This is a genomic window from Ornithinimicrobium tianjinense (assembly GCF_014636495.1).
GTDB classification, from domain to species: Bacteria; Actinomycetota; Actinomycetes; order Actinomycetales; family Dermatophilaceae; genus Ornithinicoccus; species Ornithinicoccus tianjinensis.
Map to the genome: position 1 here is coordinate 267,367 of NZ_BMEM01000004.1, position 19,684 is coordinate 287,050.

Here is a 19,684-nt window from a genome sequence, read left to right on the forward strand (position 1 = left end):
AGGGTCAGCGCACCGTGATCTGCGGGGCGTAGAGCTTCATGGCCTCCAGCGCCCGCCCGTGCGCCTCGTCGCTGCTGCCGGCGCACGCCGCCGCGACCACCTCGACCGTGCAGCCCGCGTCGGCGGCCGCGAGCGCCGTCGACAGCACGCAGCAGTCGGTGGCCACGCCGGTGAGGACCAGGTGCGCGTCATACCCGACGATGCCGCGCAGCTGCTCGCCCCACTTGCCGAAGGTCGGCTCGGAGACGGTGTGCGGCAGCTGGAGCTCCTCGATCTCGTCGACGAGGTCGAAGAGCGGGTCGTGCGGCTCCTTGTCCGCCCAGCTGTACTGCAGGAAGTAAGGCACCCAGGACCCGTGCTTGACGTGCGGGGGGATCCAGCGGGTCTGGACGATCCGCTCGTCCTCACGGTGCTCCTCCACGAGCTCGCGCAGCGGAGCGACGATCTCGGGGAAGCGCGGCGCGCACCAGGGCGAGGACGGGTCGGCGAAGACGCGCTGGGCGTCGACGATGACCAACCACGGCGCGGACGTCATACCCCCTCCTCCTGCCTCCGCACGACCGGGCGCCCGAGCAGCAGCCAGCCGAGGAAACCGATCGCGAGGGACACGAGCACGCCGAGGTTGGCCCAGGCCCAGGTGCCCTCCTTGCCGCCGATCGGGCCGAGCAGGTAGCCCTGCCAGTTGTTCCACGGCGCGGCGTCGGCGAAGAGGTTGATGACCAGGCCCCACCCGATCACGGAGGCGACGGCCATGAGGGCGATCGAGGTCCAGTTCCAGCTGCCGTAGCGACCGGCCGGGTCGAAGAGCGCCCGCTCGTCGTAGTCACGGCGGCGCAGCACCACGTCGGCCATGAGGATGCCGGCCCACGCCGCGATCGGGACGCCGAGGGTGATGAGGAAGCTCTGGAACGGCGCCAGGAAGCTCTGCGCGAAGAAGACCACCCAGATCGTGCCGAGCGTGAGGATGGTGCCGTCGATGAACGCCGCGGTCGGGCGCGGGACCTTCAGCCCGAGGGACAGCAGCGTCAGGCCCGAGGAGTAGATGCCCAGGACGGCGCCGCTCACCAGCGCCAGGACGGCGGCGAGCAGGAACGGCACGAGGAACCAGATCGGCAGGATGGTGGCGAGGGTGCCGATCGGGTCGTTGACGATGCCCTCCTCCAGGGCGGGGTCGGAGCCGATGAGCAGCAGGCCGTAGATGATGAGCAGGACCGGCGCGAGCGCGCCGCCGAAGGTGTTCCAGAAGACGATGGCGCTGCCCGAGGCGTCGCGGCGCTGGTAGCGCGACCAGTCGGCGGCGATGTTGATCCAGCCCAGCCCGAAGCCCGTCATCAGCATGACCAGGGCGCCGATCACACCCTCGAGCGAGGCGCCCTCGCGGCCGGTGACGGCGCCCAGGTCGATGCGGTCCAGGGTCATGACGATGTAGGCGACGGTCGCCGCGCCGGTCACCCAGGTCAGGACCGACTGCAGGCGCATGATCGTGTGGTAGCCCGCGACCGAGGCCAGCACGATCAGCGCGGCGACGACGGCGGTGGCGATGATCTTGGTCGCGGTGCCGCTGGCCCAGCCGAGCTGGTCGAAGACGGTGGCGGTGGCGAGCACGGCCATGATCGCCAGGAAGGTCTCCCAGCCCATCGAGATCAGCCAGGAGAAGACGCCGGGGACCTTCTGCCCGTTGACGCCGAAGGCCGCCCGGGACAGCACCATCGTCGGCGCCGAGCCACGCTTGCCGGCGATCGCGATGACCCCGCAGAAGAAGAAGGACAGCCCCACGCCGACCACCGTGACGAGCAGCGCCTGGAGGAAGCTGACCCCGAAGCCGTAGACGAAGCTGCTGTAGCTGATGCCGAAGACAGACACGTTGGCTGCGAACCACGGCCAGAACAGGTCGGCAGGTCTGGCGGTGCGCTGGGCCTCGTCGATCACCTCGATGCCGGTGGTCTCCACCAGCGTCCGCTCGGACTGGCTCAGCCGCGACGTCGCGGTGCTCTCGCTCATAGGTGGAACTCTTCCACACGCAGCGTTCACCCGACATTCACCGCGTCCGGGTGCGCTGCTCGCCATACCTGCCTAAGTTCTTGCGGTATGACGTCACGCACCTCCCGCGCAGCTGCCGCCCTGTCCCTCGTCGCGCTCGGGCTGGGCGCCCTCGGCACCGGCCTGCCGGCCCAGGCGGCCCCGGCCGATCCGGCGCGGCCCGACCACGACCTGCGGGTCGCCACCTTCAACGCCTCGCTGAACCGTTTCAACGCCGGTGACCTGGCCCGCGACCTCAGCACGGGTGACAACGTCCAGGCGCAGAACGTCGCCGAGTCGATCCAGCGCGCCCGTCCCGACGTCGTGCTGATCAACGAGTTCGACTACGCCGAGGGCAACGAGCTGCTCTTCCGCGACAGCTACCTGGCGGTCGGCCAGCGCGGCGCCGAGGGCATCGACTACCCCTACGTCTACTTCGCCCCGGTGAACACGGGCGTGCCGAGCGGCTTCGACCTCAACAACGACGGTCGGGTCGGCGGGCCGGACGACGGCTGGGGCTTCGGCTTCTTCCCGGGGCAGTACGGCATGGTCGTCTACTCCCGCTACCCCATCGACGCCGACGCGGTCCGCACCTTCCAGCACTTCCGCTGGGCCGACATGCCGGGCAACGCGATCCCCGAGGGGTGGTACTCCGAGGACGAGCTGGCGCAGTTCCCGCTGTCGAGCAAGTCGCACTGGGACGTGCCGGTCGATGTGGGCGGCAAGGTCGTCCACGTGCTCGCCGCGCACCCCACCCCGCCCACCTTCGACGGGGCGGAGGACCGCAACGGTCGGCGCAACCACGACGAGATCCGCTTCTGGGCGGACTACGTCGGCTCGCCGAAGGACGGCGCCTACATCTACGACGACCAGGGCGGCACGGGTGGCCTCAAGCCGGGCGAGCGCTTCGTCGTCGTCGGCGACTACAACGCCGACCCCGTCGACGGTGACTCGCTCGACGGCGCGATCCACCAGCTGCTCGACCACCCGCGGGTCAACACCTCGGTGACCCCGGCGAGCGCGGGCGCGGTGGAGCAGGCGGCCCTGCAGGGTGGCGCCAACCTGGCCCACGAGGGTGACCCGGCGTTCGACACCGCCGACTTCGCCGACGGCGCCCCGGGCAACCTGCGCGTCGACTACGTCCTGCCGAGCACCTCGCTGCGGATCCGGGACGCAGGCGTCTTCTGGCCGACCTCGGACGACCCGCTGTTCCGCCTGGTGGGCACCTACCCCTTCCCGACGAGCGACCACCGGCTTGTCTGGGCGGACCTCACCCTGCCGCACCACGGCTGATCGTCACCGCGGCTGCTCGTCACCGCGGCTGCTCGTCAAGGTCGGGCTACCTGCCCGGAGCGTGCCCTCCGGGCAGGTAGCCTTGCGGGGTCCCGGCCTGGTCCGAGGACGGGCCTCTAGCTCAATGGGCAGAGCTGCGGACTTTTAATCCGTAGGTTGTGGGTTCGAGTCCCACGGGGCCCACCGTGTTTCACGCTCGTGAGAGGCTGCGCAGCCTCGCGCACGGGGCCCACCACTTCACGAGGGAAGCGGCTCTGAGAGACGGTCATGACCGGCGCGAGGAACCGCTTCCCTCTTGAGGTGCTCGCTCAGCGGCCTCCCGTCGCCTCCTGCGTGAGCGAGCCCGCCGCCGACACCCCTCAAGGCCTGCTACCTGTGCAGCTCGGCTGACCGGCCCACGATCTCCAGCCCGCGGGGCCAGGCCCAGGCCGAGCGCAGGATGAAGGCGAGGACGATGAGCTCCAGCGCCACACCGAGCAGGTAGTAGAGGAACCACGGCTCCCCTGCCTCCCCTGCGGCGTTGAACGCCGCGAAAGGCACCTGGAGCGAGGCCACGACGAGATTCAGGATGCGGTTGACCTTCGCGGGCAGCGCCGTCGACAGCAGGATCATCAGGATCGGGACGGCCAGCAGGGCCAGGGCGGTCATCGCCCACGTCGGGGTGATGTCGAACTCCCAGACGATGCCGGCCAGGATGTCGTCGATGACGCCGGGCTTGTAGAAGCCCAGGATGTCGACGTAGACGTAGAGGAACATGAAGCTCGTCCAGGCCGCGGCGAGCTGGGCCTGCACCGGCATGCGCAGGTCCTCGAGCGTGGTGGTGGGTGGGGTTGTCATCGGTGGCTCCGTCGTCGTGGTGCGGATGGGTGGCTCCACCCTCGTCGAGCACCGGCGGTCGGCACATCGGCCCGCAGGTCGGAGTCGACCCGGCCGAAGAGCCGGTCCCGTCTCGTGCTTTCGGCTGATCCGCACCGGGCCGCGCCTCTCTACGCTGAGGCGGTGACCACTCCGCTGCGGGCCGTGCTGGACGAACCCCGGCCGTCGGCGCCACCCGTCCGGGTATGGCGTGACTGGGCCCTGGTGACGGTCGTGGCGGTCTGCGTGGTGCTGGAGAGCGTCGCGCGCCCCGACATGCCGTTCCCCGCCTTCTCCGTGGTGCTGACGGTGGGTCTGGCGCTGCTCCTGCCCTGGCGTCGAACCCACCCGCTGGCGGTGGTAGCGGCGGTCTTCGGCGTGCTGGCGGTCGTGGACGTCGCCCTGATCGCGGCCGGCGCTCCGGCGCTCGACATCGCCTCGATGCTCTGGTTCATGGTGCTCCCCTACTCCCTGTACCGATGGGGCTCCGGGCGGGAGGCGCTGGTGGGTACGGCGGTCATCCTCGTCCCGGCCGCCCTGTCGCTCTACGTCGGCTGGGGCGGGCTGACCGAGGCGGTGGGCGGGATCGCCGTCCTGATCGCCGCCTGTGCCCTGGGCCTGGCCGTCCGTTCCCGGCACGGCGCCCAGGAGCGAAGGCTGGACACCGTGAAGGCGGAGGAACGGGTCCGCCTGGCGCGCGAGCTCCACGACACGGTCGCCCACCACGTCTCCGGCATCGTCATCCAGGCGCAGGCCGGACGTGCCGTCGCCACGACCTCGCCCGAGCGTGCCACCGAGGTGCTGGCGGTCATCGAGGAGGCCGCCTCCCGCACGCTCACGGAGCTGCGCAGCATGGTCGGCGTCCTGCGAGCGGCGGACGACGCCTGCCTCTCCCCGCAGGCCGGCGTGGCCGACCTCCCGCAGCTGGCGGGCCGGTCCTCAGGCGGGCCAGAGGTCGACGTCGGGCTGTCGGGCCAGCTGGACGGCCTCACCCCTGCGGTCGACGCGGCGCTCTACCGCCTGGCTCAGGAGTCCGTCACGAACGCCCGGCGGCACGCCCGCCACGCGACCCGTGTCACCGTGCGCGTCGTCGGTGAGGCGGAACGGGTCCGGCTGACCGTGGTCGACGACGGTGTCCCCGGCCCCGCCGCCGGCCACGCGGAAGGCTTCGGTCTGGTCGGTATGCGGGAGCGCGCCACGCTCCTCGGCGGCACGTTCCGGGCCGGACCGGGCCCGGACGGTGGCTGGCTCGTCGAGGCCGTGCTGCCCCAGGACGGAGGCACGCGATGAGCATCCGCGTGCTGGTCGCCGACGACCAGGACATCGTCCGCACCGGTCTGACGATGCTGCTGGACGCGCAGCCCGACATCGAGGTCGTCGGCGCCGCCAGGGACGGGCGGCAGGCCGTCGCCCTCGCCCGTGAGCTACGCCCCGACGTCTGCCTCTTCGACATCCGGATGCCGCTGATGGACGGCATCGAGGCCGCCCGCGTCCTGGCCGGGCCGGACGTCGCCGACCCGCTGCCGGTGGTCGTCATCACCACCTTCGACCTCGACGAGTACGTCCACGGGGCCCTGAAGGCGGGCGCCCGGGGGTTCCTGCTCAAGGACGCCGGCCCCGCCCTGCTCACGCAGGCGATCCACGCAGCGGCCGAGGGTGATGCCCTCATCGCCCCCAGCGTGACGGTCCGCCTCCTCTCCGCCTTCGCCCGCTCACACGGCGGAGCACCGGCACAGCCGGTCGAGCCGCTCACCTCCCGTGAGGAGCAGGTGCTCCTCACCGTCGCGCGAGGCCGGACCAACGGCGAGATCGCGGCCGAGCTGCACATCAGCGCGAGCACGGTCAAGACGCACCTGGGCAGCCTGATGCGCAAGCTCGGCGCGCGCAACCGGGTCGAGCTCGCCATGTGGGCCCACGAGACCGGCAGGACCTGACCGCGGGCCGAGCCGACCACGGGGGCGGCGACGGCACGCCATACCCTGGCCAGTGCCGACCCCGAGGAGGAGCTGTGTCCATGATCATCACCGACGTCCGGCCGTTCGGCGCCGACCCCGTCGACGTGCACGTGTCCGAGGGCGTGATCACCCGGATCGCGCCCGCCGGGGGCGCGACGGCCGACCCTGGCGCCGGGGAGCAGCTGGCCGGGGAGGGCCGGCTGGCCTTCCCCACCTTCGCCGACGTCCACTGTCACCTGGACTCGACGCTGCTCGGCCTGCCGTTCCGCCCGCACACCGGCGGACCGGGCGTGTGGACCATGATGATGAACGACCGCCAGCACTGGCGCGAGCCCGAGTGGCCGATCGCGCAGCGCACGACGCACACGCTGGGGATGATGGTCGCCCGCGGCACGACGGTCGTGCGCAGCTACGCCCAGATCGACGCCGACTGCCGGCTCGAGCGCTTCGAGGCCGTGCTGTCGGCGAAGGAGGCCTTCGCCGGCCGGGCCGAGGTGGAGATCATCGCCTTCCCGCAGGCCGGCCTGTTCCGTGAGCCGGGCGTGGTCCCGCTGCTGGACGAGGCGCTGAGCACCGGCGCCGCCACCGTCGGCGGCATCGACCCGTGCTCGCTGGACGGCGACCCGGCCCGCCACCTGGACACCGTCTTCGAGCTGGCCGAGAAGCACGGCGCCACGGTCGACATCCACCTCCACGAGCCGGCCGCCATGGGCGCCTTCAGCGCGCGGCTCATCCTCGACCGCACCCGCGCACTGTCGATGCAGGGCAGGGTCACCATCTCCCACGGCTTCTTCCTCGCCCAGCTGGAGGAGCCGGCGCGCCGGGAGATGATCGCCGAGCTGGCCGAGCTCGACGTGTCGATGGCCACCGTCGCGCCCGCGACCTCGCCGCTGCCGTTGCGCGAGCTGCTCGAGGCGGGCGTGCGCGTGGGCCTGGGCGAGGACGGGCAGCGCGACTACTGGTCCCCCAACGGCAACGCGGACATGCTCTTCCGCACCTGGCAGCTGGCGTTCACCCAGGGCTTCCGCGCCGACGCGCAGGTCGAGACCGCGCTGGCCGTGGCGACCGCGGGCGGGCGCTCGGTCCTCGACCCGGCCCTCGACCGGGTCCGCGAGGGCGAGGCGCCGCAGCTGCGGGTGGGCGACCGCGCCGACCTGGTGCTGCTGCCCGGGGAGACGCCCACGGCGCTGGTCCTCGACCGCACGTTCGGCGACTGCCTGCCCGGCCGCACCGTGCTGCACGCCGGCCGGGTCGTGGCCCAGGACGGGGAGCTGACGCGCTAGCCGTCCTCCCCGGAGCCGGCCTCAGTCGGCGACGCGCTCGAGCACGCGGTCCAGGACCCGGCCGAGGACCACCTTCTCGTCCTCGGTGGCCCCGTCCAGGAACAGCGCCCGCACCGCGCGGACGTGGTCGGGGGCCGCCTGCTCGAGCGCCGCCATACCGGCCTCGGTCAGCGCGACGAACGAGCCGCGACCGTCCTCCTTGCAGTCCTGCTTGTCAACCAGGCCGCGGGCTGACATCCGCCGCAGGTGGTGGGACAGGCGCGAGCGCTCCCAGTGCATCTGCTCCGCCAGGGCGGAGATGCGCAGCCGGTGCTCGGGCGACTCGGACAGCCGCACCAGGGTCTCGAAGTCCTGCATCGACAGGTCGCTCGTCTGACCGAGGGCTCGCCCCAGGGCCGCCGGGAGCTCGGTCTCCACGCGCAGCCAGCGCCGCCAGAGATGCATCTCCTGCTCGTCCAGCCACGGGATGTCGGAGTCGGTCATGGGCCCAGTCTATCACTTACTTGACACGTCATTCAGATCGGCGTACGTTAGATGACGGTTCAACAACCACATGTCTCAACCAGATGTCTCAACCAGACTCACGTCACCAGCAAAGGACCCCCGCATGTCGCTCAACGAGCTCAACGGCACCTACACCATCGACCCGGCCCACTCGCGCATCGGCTTCTCGGCCCGTCACGCGATGGTCACCCGCGTCCGTGGCTCCTTCGACGAGGTCTCCGGCACCGCCACCACCGGCCCGAACCTCCAGGACGCCGCGATCGACGTGACCCTCCAGGTCGCCAGCGTGACCACCCGCCAGGCCGACCGCGACGCGCACCTGCGCTCCGGCGACTTCTTCGACGCGGAGACCTACCCGACCATCACCTTCCGCTCGACCGACGTCAAGGCTGTGGACGCCGACACCCTCCGCGTCACCGGCGACCTGACCATCAAGGACGTCACCAAGCCGGTGACCGTCGACTTCGAGTACGCCGGCGCCGCCCAGGACCCGTTCGGCAACACCCGCATCGGCTTCGAGGGCTCCACCACGGTCAACCGCAAGGACTTCGGCCTGACCTGGAACGCCGCGCTGGAGACCGGTGGCGTGCTCGTCTCCGAGAAGATCAACCTGGAGTTCGAGGTCTCGGCGATCAAGTCCGCCTGAGCTCCCACCGACCGCCCGGGAGGACCGTCCCCCCTGCTCCCGGGCCCGCGACGCCCCGCGCTCCTCGTGAGCGCGGGGCGTCGCCCTGTGTCCGGCGGCGGGACTGTGGCGCCGCCCCCTCCTGCCGGACAGACTGGAGGTATGCCGTGGAGCTCGGGGCTCGAGGACCGTCTCGCGCGGGTGGTCTCGCCCCTGGTCACCCGCAGCGTCCCCGTGCGCGGTGTCGAGCGGGGGCCTCTCGGCGGCGTGGCCCGCGTCCGCTGGGCCGACGGGACGGTGCTGCTCGCGCGCTCGTCGGACCGGGCCGCCCTCACCAGCGTGATGCGGGCCCTGGTCGCCGGCAGCACGTCGTCGCGACCCAGGTGCGGACCTCACCCGGGGGCGCGCTCGTGACCCTCGCGGGCGAAGGGCGCCGCGCCCCGGTCGAGATCCTCGTCATCGGCCTCGACCAGCCTGACTAGCGACCCCCCGACGGGCCCGCTCCCGGCTCGACGCCCGCCTCGACCCCCGTCGCCACCCCCGTCGCAACCCCTGTCGCGACGTCGATGGCGCGCAGGATCGAGCGCGCCTTGGTGAGCGTCTCGGCATACTCCTCCGCGGGGTCCGAGAGCGCGGTGACGGCACCGCCCACCCCGAAGGTCACGTCCCCGCCAGGCCGGCGCCCCCGGTCCGCCTGCCAGGTCGCGGTGCGGATGACGATCGAGGTGTCCATGGACCCGTCGACGCCGATCCAGCCGATCGCCCCCGAGTAGATGCCGCGCGGAGCGCCCTCGAGACGGTCGAGGATCTCCATGGTCCGGACCTTCGGCGCCCCGGTCATCGAGCCGCCCGGGAAGCACGCCCGCAGCACGTCGGTGGGCCCCATCCCGTCGGCGAGGCGGCCGCGGACGGTCGAGACGAGCTGGTGGACGGTGGCGTAGGTCTCCACCGCGAAGATCTCCGGCACGTGCACGCTCCCGGCCCGGCAGATCCGGTGCAGGTCGTTGCGGAGCAGGTCGACGATCATCAGGTTCTCGGCCCGGTCCTTCTGCGCCGCAACGAGATCCGCGGCGAGCGCGGCGTCCTCCGCCGGGGTGGCGCCCCGTGGTCGGGTCCCCTTGATCGGTCGCGCCTCGACCACGCCGGCGCCGTCGACCGACACGAACCGCTCCGGCGAGCAGCCCAGCACGCTGACCTCAGGCGTGCGGATCCAGCACCCGTGCGGTACCGGGCTGACCTCGCGCATCGCGCGGTAGAGCGCCGCCTCGTCCAGGGCCGCGCCCTGCGTCGCCCACGTGGTCGTCAGGCAGATCTCGTAGGACTCGCCGCGAGCGATCTCGTCCTGGGCCGCCCGGACCTTCTCCAGGTATGCCGTCTCCGTGTCCCTCGGCACGGCGACCGGTGGCGGCACCGCAGCGGGCCGGGAGGGAGGGGCCACGAGGGGCGGGGTGGGCGAGGCTGCCGACCGCACGGCGCGTCCCGCCTGCGTGACCCACTCTCGCTGCGCGGCGACGACGTCGTCGTCCTCGAGCCACACCGCCCACACGTCGCCGGTCCGGTGGTCGACGACCACCCCGCGGTCGACGAGCAGCAGCCAGGCGTCCGGCCAGGGCGAGCGGTGGGCCGCGGACCCGCCGGTCTCGGCCTTGAGCTCGTAGCCGAACCAGCCGACGACGCCGGGACGCCAGGTGAACGGCACCTCGCCGACCTCCTCGCCGTCCGCGCCGACCGGCCCCGCGACGACGCTCCAGCCGTCGAGCACTTCGTCCAGCCGGTCGAGCAGGGGCGCGGCTCCGCCGACCCGGTGGACGATCTCCCGGGACAGGGGGCCGGCCCCGTCCACGAGGAGCGACCAGCCGGACCCGTCCGAGGCGTCCAGCCAGACCGACGAGGGCGACCCGCCGACGAGCCGCTCGTGCAGCGCCCAGGCGTCGACGTGGCGGTCGACCTCCCCCGGCGCGTGGAGACGGCACACCCGCAGCGAGAGCGGTCGGCCGGCGGGCGAGTGGGCGTGGGGCGCGAGGGCGTCCCCGACCGCCACGGGGCCGGAGTCCTCAGGGCGGGCCTCGACGTCGACGCCGGCGAGCCGGAAGAAGTTGGCCACGATCCGTTCGCCGTGCTCCGAGAGCACCGACTCGGGGTGGAACTGCACGCCCCAGCGCGGGGCGTCGGGGTCCGCGAGGCCCATCACGCTGCCGTCGTCGGTCGCGCGCGCGGTGACGCGCAGCCCCGAGACGAAGGGCGCGGCGGCCTCCAGGGAGTGGTAGCGCACGACCTGCAGCGGGCTCGGCACCCCCTCGAAGACGCCGGTCCCGTCGTGCTCGACCGGGCTGACGATCCCGTGCCGCGGCACCGTCATCTGCACGACCTGCTCCCCCGCGACGTGCGCCTGACCCTGGTGGCCGAGGCAGACGCCGAGCACCGGCACCTGCGTCTGGCGCAGCGCCAGGTCCGAGAGGCCCATGTCGGAGGCGACCTGGGGGCGGCCCGGGCCGGGCCCCACGACGATCGCGGCGAAGGCGGTGAGGTCCTCGGCCGTGGCCGGGTGGTCGTGCCGCCACACGACCGGCGCGCGGCCCAGGACGCGGTGCAGCAGGTCGGCGACGTTGTAGGTGAAGCTGTCGACGTTGTCGATGAGCAGGACGGGCCGCGGGGTCGCGGCGGGCAGGACCACCAGCGCCGGGCCCGTCAGGCGCGGGGCTTGAGCCGCAGGCCCGGCATCGCGGGCGCCGGGAGCGACTCCCCGCCGGGGTGGTCGACGGCGCCGAAGCGCCCCTCGGGGTCGTGCCCGAGCTCCGCCTGCCACTGCTCACGGGCCGAGGCGATGTCCTCGTGGGAGCGGCCGACGAAGTTCCACCACATCACGATCTGCTCGCCGAAGGGCGGGCCGCCCAGCAGGATCACGTCCGCCCCGGCCTCCCCCGCGGTGAGCAGCATCGACGCGGGGCCGGGCGCCTCGTGGAGCAGGTGGCTGCGGGCCAGGGTGCACCCGCCGTTGACGCTGAGCGCGCCCCGGTCGAGGAGCACGCCGTGCTCGAAGCCGCGGTCCAGCCCGATCTCCAGGCTGGCACCGGGCTCGAGCCTGATCTCGGCGCCCAGCAGGGGCGTGTGGGTGACGACCGGGGAGCTGACCTCGGTGCCGTCGTCGAGGCGGAGCGACCCGAGGAAGACGCTGACCCGGGCACCGTCGCGCTCGACCGGCTCCGGCACGAAGTGCTCGAAGCGAGGCGCCACGTCCACCGCGTCGGCGGGCAGCGCCGTCCACAGCTGGACCCCGTGGAGGACGGTCGTCCGGGCTGTCGAGACCTCGCTGTGGCACACGCCGTGCCCGGCCGTCATGAGGTTGAGCTCACCGGGCACGACCATCGCGTGCGCTCCCGTGCTGTCCCGGTGCTCGATCTCGCCGCTGAACAGCCAGCTCACGGTCTGCAGGGCGGTGTGCGGGTGCGGCGGCACGACCATCCCGCCCGTCTGGGCGACGTCGTCGGGACCGTAGTGGTCGAGGAAGCACCACGCGCCGATCATCGAGCGACCACGCGCCGGCAGCGTGCGACGCACCGTCATCGCGCGCGGGCCACCGAGCGGCACCTCCCGGGGCTCGATGACCGAGCTGCCGGGGTGCGTGGCGTCCTGGCCGCAGACGCGCTCGTCAGGCGTGATGTCGAGGTCGCTCATGTCCCTAGTCTGACCCCCTTCGGTATGCCGTGCCGCGCAACCCGCGCGCATCGCCCCGCTGCTGCTCCCGCTTGCCGCTGCCCGCTTGCCGCTGCCCACTGTTCGCTGCCCACTGTTCGCTGGTCCTGGTCGTTGGTCGGCCTGCGGTGACCAACGTCTCCTTGTCGTACAGGAACGTCGCCGCGCGCCCGGGCGCTACCCCATACATGAGCGCGCAGCCCGCCACGTCAGCCGCCCGCACCAGCCAGCCCACGCCGTCGTCGGCGCCCCACCGCGTCGTCGTCATCGGCTCCGGCTTCGGCGGACTCTTCTCGACGAAGGCGCTGGACGCGCCCGGGGTCGAGGTCACCATGCTGGCCCGCACCAGCCACCACCTGTTCCAGCCGCTGCTCTACCAGGTCGCGACCGGGATCCTCTCCGAGGGCGTCATCGCTCCCACGACCCGCGACGTCCTCGCCGAGCAGCGCAACGCCAGCGTGCTGCTCGGGGAGGTCACGACGGTCGACCTGGAGGCCCGCACCGTGACCGCCAGCGCCATCGGTCAGCAGACGACCTACTCCTACGACAGCCTCATCGTCGCCGCGGGCGCCGACCAGTCGTGGTTCGGCAACGACCACTTCGCCGAGTTCGCCCCCGGCATGAAGACCATCGACGACGCGCTGGAGCTGCGCGGCCGCATCTACGGCGCCTTCGAGATGGCCGAGGTCGCGGCCGCCTCGGGACGCCACGACCTCGTCGAGCGGCTGCTCACCTTCGTGGTCGTCGGCGCCGGGCCCACCGGTGTGGAGATGGCCGGGCAGCTGGCCGAGCTCAGCAAGCGGACGCTCGCCAAGGAGTTCCGTCACATCGACCCCTCGTCGGCGCGCATCATCCTGCTCGACGCGGCCGACGAGGTCCTCGCGAGCTTCGGCTCGACCCTGGCCGGACGGACCGCCCGGGATCTCACCCGCCTCGGGATCGAGGTGCGCCTGGGCACCAAGGTCGTCGACGTCGACGCTGAGGGCCTGACCGTCGAGTCCCGGGACGGCAGCCAGGAGCGGATCGAGGCCACGACCAAGGTCTGGGCCGCCGGCGTGCAGGCGAACCCGCTGACCCGACAGCTTGCCGAGCAGTCCGGTGCCGAGCTCGACCGCGCCGGCCGGATCAAGGTCAATCCCGACCTCACCCTCCCCGGCCACCCCGAGGTCTTCGCCATCGGCGACCTCGCGGCCGTCGAAGGTGTCCCCGGAGTCGCCCAGGGCGCCATCCAGGGCGGCAAGCACGCGGCGGGCCAGATCCTGCGCCGGCTGCGCGGCGAGGAGACCGGTCAGCCGTTCAGCTACTTCGACAAGGGCTCGATGGCCACGATCTCCCGCTTCCGCGCCGTGATGAAGCGCGGACGACTCGAGCTCACCGGCTACCCCGCCTGGGTCGCGTGGCTGGCGGTACACCTCTTCTACATCATCGGCTTCAAGAGCCAGGTGCAGACGCTGATGCACTGGGCGGTGAGCTTCGTGGGCCGCGACCGGTCCGAGCGCACCGTCACCGAGCAGCAGGTGCTCGCCCGCCTCGCCCTGGAGTACCTCGGCGAGGACTTCCTCCGCACCTCGCTCCGCAAGCCGCCCGGTGCGGCACCGTCAGCTCCGGCGACCGACTCCTAGGCTGCGAGCTCCTAGGCTGCGAGGTCCTACGCTGCGAGGTCCTCCTCACGTCCGTCCCCGCCCACCTGGCCCTCGCCCTGGTCGTCCCACGGCCGGGGTGGCTCCCACGGAGCGGCGGGCCGGGATGCTCGCGTCCGCCACAGCTCGATCAGCTGTGAGGTCGCGAGGCTGAGGTCGAGCGGCTCCCCCGCCCAACCCCCGGTCACGGTCCGTGCCGTGATGGTGCGGTCCGCGAGGATCTGGTCCGCCTGACCGAACAGGGCCGGCGCCTCCTCCAGCACCGCGCCGGTCCGTCCCTCGACGAACCTGAACCGCTGACCTCCCAGCGCCAGGATCCTCAGCCGCCCCAGGTGCACGGAACGGTGGCACGCGCTGCAGAGCAGCACGGCGTTGTCGAGATCAGTCCCGCCGCCCTCCGACCAGAACATCACGTGGTGGGCGTGCAAGAACCTCGTCCGCTGGCACCCCGGCGTCTGGCAGCACCGGTCCCGCAGGTGCAGGGCCCGTAGCTGCGCACCCGAGAACAGCCGACGCCCGCGCCCGTAGCTGAGCACCGCCCCGGAGGCCCCGCGCTCGACGCACCGCGACCTCGCCCCGCACATCACCTCTCGACCGGTGCCCTCGTCCAGGACCGGGCCGTCGTCCGCGCTGACCATCTCCTGCCCCGCCACCCTCTGGTGCAGGTAGATCACCTCTGCCGCCGGGGCGTGCTCCGGCGCCGCCTGCACCGTGAGGCCGATCTGCGCCAGCGCCAGCAGGGCCGGACCGGCCTGGAGCGGGGCCGGAGCGGTGCGGTCGACGGCCTCGGACCGACGGTCGTCGTCCTTGCCGCGCCGGTCGTCGTCCTCACCGCGCCGGTCGTCGTCCTCGGGCTCGTGCTCCAGGGTCCTGACGCGCTCCACCTCCGCGCGGGTGAGCGCAGCCAGGAGCACCCGACCGTCCGCAGGCCCGAACCTGCCCCACACCACGAGCTGGTCGTTCTCCTCGTCCCAGCGCCACTGCAGGCTCTGCGGCGGCGGCTCTGCGGGGTCCGGCTCGGGTGCTGCCCCACCAGGGTCCGGGCCACCACAACCACCAGGGTCCGGGTCTCCACCAGGGTCCGGGCCGCCACCACCGTCACCGGTGGCGCCGGGTCGCGGCTTCGCGCGCTTCACCTTCCGCAGCCCCGTCACCAACCGCTCGACGTGCGCGGCCGGAGCGTTCTTCGCCAGGGCGACCAGGTCTGCCTCGGTCTCCGGGGTCGCCACCCGGGTGATCGCCCGCACCTTGGAGAACGACAGCTCACCTGCCCCGAACGCGGCGGCCGTCTGCGGCAGCTCGCGCAGCGCCCTGGCCATCCGGACATGCTCCCTGGCCGCGCGAAGACTCATCCCCGCCCGCCAGGAGAGCCAGTGCGCGACCGAGCGGATCCCCGGCCCGCCCCACCCGCCCACCGCCTCGAACTCCCCCAGCAGCCTCAGGAATCGCGCTGTGGCTGCGGCGATCTGACCAGCGAGCCGCGCGATCTCGTCCCCCATCGCCTCCATCTCCTGCGGCGAGGGCCTGACCCGCCCCTCGCCACCGCCGACCTCGTTGCCACCGCCGCCCGGCGCGTCTGCCGACTCGCTCTCCACAGCCTCGTGCACGACCCCTCCCTCCGGCGCCGGGCCCCTCCCGAGCACCTGCCCTGCACGCTAGGAGCGACCACCGACAGACCTGCCCACCATCACCCCCACGGACCGGGCCGCAGGCCTCTGACCAGCGATGCAGTGGTGTTCCGCGGAACACCTGAGGGGATTCGGTCCCCCTCAGGGCCGCCGCATCCGCAGGTGCGGTATGCCGTCCTCCAGGTAGTCCTCCCCGTCCCGGACGAAGCCGAACCGGCCGTACCAGCCCTCCAGGTAGGTCTGCGCACCGATGACGACCGGACGATCCCCGAACCGGCGCAGGGCTTCCTCGACGAGCAGGGCGGCATACCCGTGCCCGCGGTGGTCGGCGCGCGTCGCGACGCGGCCGAGGTGCGCCACGCCGCCCTCCTCGTAGGTCCGGAGGGTGGCGACCGGGGTGCCGTCGACCTCCACCCAGAGATGCTCGGTGCCCGGCTCCGCGTCGACGCCGTCGAGCTCGGGGTAGGCGCAGGCCTGCTCCACCACGAAGACGTCGACGCGCAGGCGCAGCAGGCGGTAGAGCGTGAGGGGGTCCATCTCGACGAGTCGGGCGGAGCGGACGGGCGGCATACCCTGAAGCCTATGAGCGAGCCGGTCGCCCTCGAGCCCGTCGACGCGCTGCGGCGCATCGCCTTCCTGCTGGAGCGGGCCCGCGAGAGCACCCGAAGGGTGGAGGCCTACCGCAACGCCGCGCGGGTCATCCTGCCGCTGGGCGAGGAGGAGGTGCGCCGGAGGGTAGCTGCCGGCACCCTGCAGGAGCTCGCCGGCATCGGCCCCTCGACGGCCGCCGTCATCGAGGACGCCGCCGCAGGCCGCGTCCCCGCCAAGCTGGCCGAGCTCGAGGCCACCGCATCCGGCCCGCTGGTCGAGGGCGGCGAGCATGTGCGTGCCGCCCTGCGCGGCGACCTGCACACCCACTCCGACTGGTCCGACGGCGGCTCGCCCATCGAGGAGATGGTGGCCTCGGCGATGGAGCTGGGACACGACTACATGGCCCTCACCGACCACTCGCGCAACCTCCGCGTCGCCAACGGTCTCTCGGCGGAGCGTCTGCGGCGCCAGCTGACCGTCGTCGACGCGGTCAACCGCGCCACCGCGCCCGGCTTCACCCTGCTGCGGGCCATCGAGGTCGACATCCTCGACGACGGGACCCTGGACCAGGAGCCGGAGCTGCTGGCCGCGCTCGACGTCCGGGTCGCCTCGGTGCACTCCAAGCTGCAGATGGAGCCCAAGGCGATGACCCGCCGGATGCTCGCGGCCGTGCGCGACCCCCTGACCACCGTGCTGGGTCACTGCACCGGTCGCCGGGTGATGCCGCGCGCCGGCGACCGCGGCGCCCGGTCCGGCGGGCGGGTGCGACCCCAGAGCCGGTTCGACGCCCGCGCGGTCTTCGAGGCCTGCGCGGAGTCGCGCACCGCCGTGGAGATCAACTCCCGGCCTGAACGGCAGGACCCGCCGGGCGAGCTGCTCACGCTGGCCGTCGACCTCGGGTGCCACTTCGCGCTGTCGACGGACGCGCACGCGCCGGGCCAGCTGGACTTCCTGGACTACGGCTGCGAGCGCGCCCAGAGGTATGGCGTGCCGATGGACCGGATCATCAACACCTGGCCCCTGGAGCAGCTGCTGGACTGGGCCGCGCCGGGTCCGTGACCCCCGTTTTGGTGATGTCGCCGAAGTTCACGTATGCTCTCTCACTGTCCTCAGCGGATCCCAAAAGCCGCCAGGCGCAAGGGTTCCGACCAGGTCGGTCCCCATCGTCTAGTGGCCTAGGACCCCGCCCTTTCACGGCGGTAACACGGGTTCGAATCCCGTTGGGGATGCACAGGTCTCGTCCTGAACGAGGCCCCGTAGCGCAGTTGGTTAGCGCGCCGCCCTGTCACGGCGGAGGTCGCGGGTTCGAGTCCCGTCGGGGTCGCAGATAGAGGTACAGCCCCTGACGCTGCAGATCAGCAGCGTCAGGGGTTTCTCGCTGGGTCCATGACGCCCGTCCCCTCATGAGCGCTCCGCCACGGTGACCTCAGCCCCGCAGCTCGGGGAAGTCGCTGTCGCGGTACTCCTGCTCCAGGCCCACGACGCCGGTCGTCCCCGGCAGGGAGGCCTCGGTCGCCAGCTCCTCCTCGCGCGCCCGCAGCTCGACCCGCCGGATCTTGCCGGAGATCGTCTTGGGCAGCTCGTAGAACTCGATGCGCCGCACGCGCTGCCAGGGCGCCAGGTGCTCGCGCGCGTGCCTGAGGATCGAGAAGGCCGTCTCCCGGGTGGGCTCGTGCCCCGGCGCGAGCGCGACATACGCCTTGGGGACCGCCAGCCGGACCTCGTCCGGCGCGGGGACGACCGCAGCCTCGGCCACGGCGGGGTGCTCGATGAGGACCGACTCCAGCTCGAAGGGGCTGATCTTGTAGTCGCTGGCCTTGAAGACGTCGTCGGTGCGCCCGACGTAGGTGATCATTCCCTTCGCGTCCCGCTCCGCGACATCGCCGGTGTGGTAGAAACCGCCGGCCATCGCCTCGGCGTTGCGCTCGTCGTCACCCTGGTAGCCGGTCATCAGCGCCACCGGTGCCGCGGAGAGGTCCAGGCACAGCTCCCCCTCTCCCGGCCCCTCGACCACCGTGCCGTCCTCGATGCTGACGAGCACCGAGGGCATCCCGGGCAGCGGCCTGCCCATCGAGCCTGGCTTGACGGGCTCGCCGGGCATGTTGCCGACCTGGGCGGTGGTCTCCGTCTGGCCGTAGCCGTCGCGCAGGGTCAGGCCCCACTGCCGCTGCACCTGAGCGATGACCTCGGGGTTGAGCGGCTCGCCGGCGCCGATGACCTCGCGCAGCGCACCCGGCCCGCCCGAGAGGTCGGCGTTGATGAGCATCCGCCACACCGTCGGCGGCGCGCAGAAGGTGGTCACCCGGTGCTCGCGCAGCACTTTCAGCAGGGCCGCCGCGTCGAAGCGCGCGTAGTTGTAGACCATGACCGTCGCCTCGGCGATCCACGGGGCGAAGAAGCAGGACCACGCGTGCTTGGCCCAGCCCGGGCTGGAGATGTTGAGGTGCACGTCCCCAGGTCGCACGCCGAGCCACGCCATCGTCGACAGGTGCCCGACCGGGTACGACGCCTGCGTGTGCTCGACCAGCTTGGGGCGGCTCGTGGTGCCGGAGGTGAAGTAGAGGAGCAGCCGGTCGTCCGAGCCGGTCCTCGGGTGCTCCGCCGGCCCGGCCGGGCTCCGGTATGCCGCGCGCAGGTCGGTCCAGCCGTCCGCCTCTCCCACGCTCACCCTGAGGTAGTCGCCCGGCACCTTCTCGAACTTGCCCGTGTCCGCGGCGTTGGCGACGACCGCCCGCGCACCTCCGCGCGCGATCCGGTCGCGCAGGTCGGCAGGACCGACGGCCGTGGTGGTGGGCATGAGGACGGCGCCCAGCTTCATGACGCCGAGCATCGTGTCCCACAGCTCCACCTGGTTGCCGAGCATGACGATGACGGCGTCGCCGCGGCGCACCCCCTGTCCGGCGAGGAACGCCGCCACCTGGTCCGAGCGGTCCGCGATCTCGTCGAAGGTCAGCTCCTGGTGGCTGCCGTCCTCCTCGGCCACGATCAGCGCCGGCCGGTCGTTGCCGCGCGCGACGGCGTCGAACCAGTCGACGGCCCAGTTCCAGCGCGGCCCGACGTCCGGGTAGCGGAACTCGGCCCGGGCCCGGTCGGGGTCGTCGCGGAGTGCGAGCAGCTGGTCGCGGGCGGCGCGGTAGGCGGCGGTGGCGTCGATGCTCATGGCCCATGCCTACACCGGGTCGCGCTCCCCGCGGTAGGGCGTCAGCATGTGAGCATGGCCACCTACGAGCTGAACGAGGCGGGCGGGCCGCTGCCGGGAGCTGATCGACGCCCGCCAGTACGTTCTGGACAGCGTGGCACCTCGAGCTCGCCGCGCACGACCTCCTGCAGCGCCTGGACGCGGCCTCCGGCGTGTCCGACGCCTGAGGTTTGGGAGCCGCTCACGGCATCGGGTACAGTACTTCTGTTCCGGCCGCACCATGTCGACCGGGACTCTTCTTTACGGCCAGGTAGCTCAGTTGGTACGAGCGTCCGACTGAAAATCGGAAGGTCGGCGGTTCGACCCCGCCCCTGGCCACGGCGACAAGCCCCGGGGCCGCCCCTGATGCCCCCGGGGCTTTCGCGTGTCCGGGGCTTTCGCGTGTCCAGGGCTTTCGTG

17 protein-coding genes and 4 tRNA genes are annotated in these 19,684 nt (G+C 72.4%); 12 read left to right on the forward strand and 9 right to left on the reverse strand.

All coding sequences use genetic code 11. From position 1 onward, the window contains the following. Positions 1-4 precede the first annotated feature (4 nt). Both IEV65_RS12835 and IEV65_RS12840 read right to left on the reverse strand, forming a co-directional pair. The gene (locus tag IEV65_RS12835; RefSeq protein WP_188431392.1) at positions 5-535 is read right to left on the reverse strand and encodes a cysteine hydrolase family protein; all 531 of its coding nucleotides are present in this window, start codon (positions 533-535) and stop codon (positions 5-7) included. Beyond that, entirely contained in the window at positions 532-2,001 is a 1,470-nt protein-coding gene (locus tag IEV65_RS12840) for a purine-cytosine permease family protein (RefSeq protein WP_188431394.1), read from the reverse strand. Before IEV65_RS12840 ends, IEV65_RS12835 begins: the two co-directional genes overlap by 4 nt. A gap of 87 nt (positions 2,002-2,088) precedes the next feature. Here IEV65_RS12840 and IEV65_RS12845 point away from each other — a divergent pair, with 87 nt between their 5' ends. Next, positions 2,089-3,312, forward strand: a complete 1,224-nt coding sequence (locus tag IEV65_RS12845; protein WP_188431396.1) for an endonuclease/exonuclease/phosphatase family protein — start codon at positions 2,089-2,091, stop codon at positions 3,310-3,312. Between the two features lie 110 nt (positions 3,313-3,422). Next, a tRNA-Lys gene (locus IEV65_RS12850) sits at positions 3,423-3,495 on the forward strand. Between the two features lie 186 nt (positions 3,496-3,681). Here IEV65_RS12850 and IEV65_RS12855 read toward each other — a convergent pair. Beyond that, positions 3,682-4,149, reverse strand: coding sequence for a DUF6326 family protein (locus IEV65_RS12855; RefSeq protein ID WP_188431398.1), 468 nt, complete (start codon positions 4,147-4,149; stop codon positions 3,682-3,684). Between the two features lie 162 nt (positions 4,150-4,311). Here IEV65_RS12855 and IEV65_RS12860 point away from each other — a divergent pair, with 162 nt between their 5' ends. From IEV65_RS12860 to IEV65_RS12870, 3 genes are all read left to right on the forward strand, one after another. Next, positions 4,312-5,457, forward strand: coding sequence for a sensor histidine kinase (locus IEV65_RS12860; RefSeq protein ID WP_229735251.1), 1,146 nt, complete (start codon positions 4,312-4,314; stop codon positions 5,455-5,457). Further along, positions 5,454-6,101: a response regulator gene (locus IEV65_RS12865; protein WP_188431399.1), complete on the forward strand. Its 648-nt coding sequence runs from the start codon at positions 5,454-5,456 to the stop codon at positions 6,099-6,101. Before IEV65_RS12860 ends, IEV65_RS12865 begins: the two co-directional genes overlap by 4 nt. 80 nt (positions 6,102-6,181) lie before the next feature. Next, entirely contained in the window at positions 6,182-7,405 is a 1,224-nt protein-coding gene (locus IEV65_RS12870) for an amidohydrolase family protein (RefSeq protein ID WP_188431402.1), read from the forward strand. Positions 7,406-7,426: 21 nt separating this feature from the next. Here the strand turns inward: IEV65_RS12870 and IEV65_RS12875 are convergent, their stop codons facing one another. Continuing rightward, on the reverse strand, positions 7,427-7,888 hold the full coding sequence (locus IEV65_RS12875; RefSeq protein ID WP_229735252.1) for a MarR family winged helix-turn-helix transcriptional regulator: 462 nt from the start codon (positions 7,886-7,888) through the stop codon (positions 7,427-7,429). Between the two features lie 124 nt (positions 7,889-8,012). Here IEV65_RS12875 and IEV65_RS12880 point away from each other — a divergent pair, with 124 nt between their 5' ends. Together IEV65_RS12880 and IEV65_RS12885 are read left to right on the forward strand one after the other, a co-directional pair. Next, a complete protein-coding gene (locus tag IEV65_RS12880; RefSeq protein ID WP_188431404.1) occupies positions 8,013-8,555 on the forward strand; it encodes a YceI family protein in 543 nt (180 codons plus the stop codon). A 141-nt stretch (positions 8,556-8,696) separates the two neighbouring features. Further along, a complete protein-coding gene (locus IEV65_RS12885) occupies positions 8,697-8,948 on the forward strand; it encodes a hypothetical protein (RefSeq protein ID WP_188431406.1) in 252 nt (83 codons plus the stop codon). 64 nt (positions 8,949-9,012) lie between these two features. On the opposite strand, the gene pabB is transcribed toward IEV65_RS12885, so the two are convergent. After that, positions 9,013-11,208 (reverse strand): aminodeoxychorismate synthase component I, encoded by a 2,196-nt coding sequence (gene pabB / locus IEV65_RS12890; protein ID WP_229735253.1) that lies wholly within the window; start codon positions 11,206-11,208, stop codon positions 9,013-9,015. A 14-nt stretch (positions 11,209-11,222) separates the two neighbouring features. After that, positions 11,223-12,209, reverse strand: a complete 987-nt coding sequence (locus tag IEV65_RS12895; RefSeq protein ID WP_188431408.1) for a pirin family protein — start codon at positions 12,207-12,209, stop codon at positions 11,223-11,225. Between the two features lie 206 nt (positions 12,210-12,415). Here IEV65_RS12895 and IEV65_RS12900 point away from each other — a divergent pair, with 206 nt between their 5' ends. Then, entirely contained in the window at positions 12,416-13,849 is a 1,434-nt protein-coding gene (locus IEV65_RS12900; protein WP_188431410.1) for an NAD(P)/FAD-dependent oxidoreductase, read from the forward strand. A 26-nt stretch (positions 13,850-13,875) separates the two neighbouring features. On the opposite strand, the gene IEV65_RS12905 is transcribed toward IEV65_RS12900, so the two are convergent. Both IEV65_RS12905 and IEV65_RS12910 read right to left on the reverse strand, forming a co-directional pair. Then, positions 13,876-15,474 (reverse strand): HNH endonuclease signature motif containing protein, encoded by a 1,599-nt coding sequence (locus IEV65_RS12905; protein ID WP_188431412.1) that lies wholly within the window; start codon positions 15,472-15,474, stop codon positions 13,876-13,878. A 162-nt stretch (positions 15,475-15,636) separates the two neighbouring features. Next, a complete protein-coding gene (locus IEV65_RS12910) occupies positions 15,637-16,065 on the reverse strand; it encodes a GNAT family N-acetyltransferase (protein WP_188431414.1) in 429 nt (142 codons plus the stop codon). Positions 16,066-16,077: 12 nt separating this feature from the next. Here IEV65_RS12910 and IEV65_RS12915 point away from each other — a divergent pair, with 12 nt between their 5' ends. From IEV65_RS12915 to IEV65_RS12925, 3 genes are all read left to right on the forward strand, one after another. Further along, positions 16,078-17,145, forward strand: a complete 1,068-nt coding sequence (locus IEV65_RS12915) for a PHP domain-containing protein (protein ID WP_188431416.1) — start codon at positions 16,078-16,080, stop codon at positions 17,143-17,145. A gap of 97 nt (positions 17,146-17,242) precedes the next feature. Continuing rightward, a tRNA-Glu gene (locus IEV65_RS12920) sits at positions 17,243-17,315 on the forward strand. Between the two features lie 21 nt (positions 17,316-17,336). Then, a tRNA-Asp gene (locus tag IEV65_RS12925) sits at positions 17,337-17,410 on the forward strand. A 102-nt stretch (positions 17,411-17,512) separates the two neighbouring features. Here IEV65_RS12925 and IEV65_RS12930 read toward each other — a convergent pair. Then, complete coding sequence (locus IEV65_RS12930; protein ID WP_188431418.1) at positions 17,513-19,246, reverse strand: AMP-binding protein; 1,734 nt, start codon at positions 19,244-19,246, stop codon at positions 17,513-17,515. Between the two features lie 283 nt (positions 19,247-19,529). On the opposite strand from IEV65_RS12930, the gene IEV65_RS12935 reads away from it, so the two are divergent. Next, positions 19,530-19,603: transfer RNA gene (locus IEV65_RS12935), tRNA-Phe, on the forward strand. Positions 19,604-19,684 lie beyond the last annotated feature (81 nt).

Bases quoted from the DNA above. Each gene is read 5' to 3' on its own strand.
- IEV65_RS12835 (WP_188431392.1), bottom strand. From the start codon at position 535: ATGACGTCCGCGCCGTGGTTGGTCATCGTCGACGCCCAGCGCGTCTTC.
- IEV65_RS12840 (WP_188431394.1), bottom strand. From the start codon at position 2,001: ATGAGCGAGAGCACCGCGACGTCGCGGCTGAGCCAGTCCGAGCGGACG.
- IEV65_RS12845 (WP_188431396.1), top strand. From the start codon at position 2,089: ATGACGTCACGCACCTCCCGCGCAGCTGCCGCCCTGTCCCTCGTCGCG.
- IEV65_RS12855 (WP_188431398.1), bottom strand. From the start codon at position 4,149: ATGACAACCCCACCCACCACCACGCTCGAGGACCTGCGCATGCCGGTG.
- IEV65_RS12865 (WP_188431399.1), top strand. From the start codon at position 5,454: ATGAGCATCCGCGTGCTGGTCGCCGACGACCAGGACATCGTCCGCACC.
- IEV65_RS12870 (WP_188431402.1), top strand. From the start codon at position 6,182: ATGATCATCACCGACGTCCGGCCGTTCGGCGCCGACCCCGTCGACGTG.
- IEV65_RS12875 (WP_229735252.1), bottom strand. From the start codon at position 7,888: ATGACCGACTCCGACATCCCGTGGCTGGACGAGCAGGAGATGCATCTC.
- IEV65_RS12880 (WP_188431404.1), top strand. From the start codon at position 8,013: ATGTCGCTCAACGAGCTCAACGGCACCTACACCATCGACCCGGCCCAC.
- IEV65_RS12885 (WP_188431406.1), top strand. From the start codon at position 8,697: ATGCCGTGGAGCTCGGGGCTCGAGGACCGTCTCGCGCGGGTGGTCTCG.
- IEV65_RS12895 (WP_188431408.1), bottom strand. From the start codon at position 12,209: ATGAGCGACCTCGACATCACGCCTGACGAGCGCGTCTGCGGCCAGGAC.
- IEV65_RS12900 (WP_188431410.1), top strand. From the start codon at position 12,416: ATGAGCGCGCAGCCCGCCACGTCAGCCGCCCGCACCAGCCAGCCCACG.
- IEV65_RS12910 (WP_188431414.1), bottom strand. From the start codon at position 16,065: ATGCCGCCCGTCCGCTCCGCCCGACTCGTCGAGATGGACCCCCTCACG.
- IEV65_RS12915 (WP_188431416.1), top strand. From the start codon at position 16,078: ATGAGCGAGCCGGTCGCCCTCGAGCCCGTCGACGCGCTGCGGCGCATC.
- IEV65_RS12930 (WP_188431418.1), bottom strand. From the start codon at position 19,246: ATGAGCATCGACGCCACCGCCGCCTACCGCGCCGCCCGCGACCAGCTG.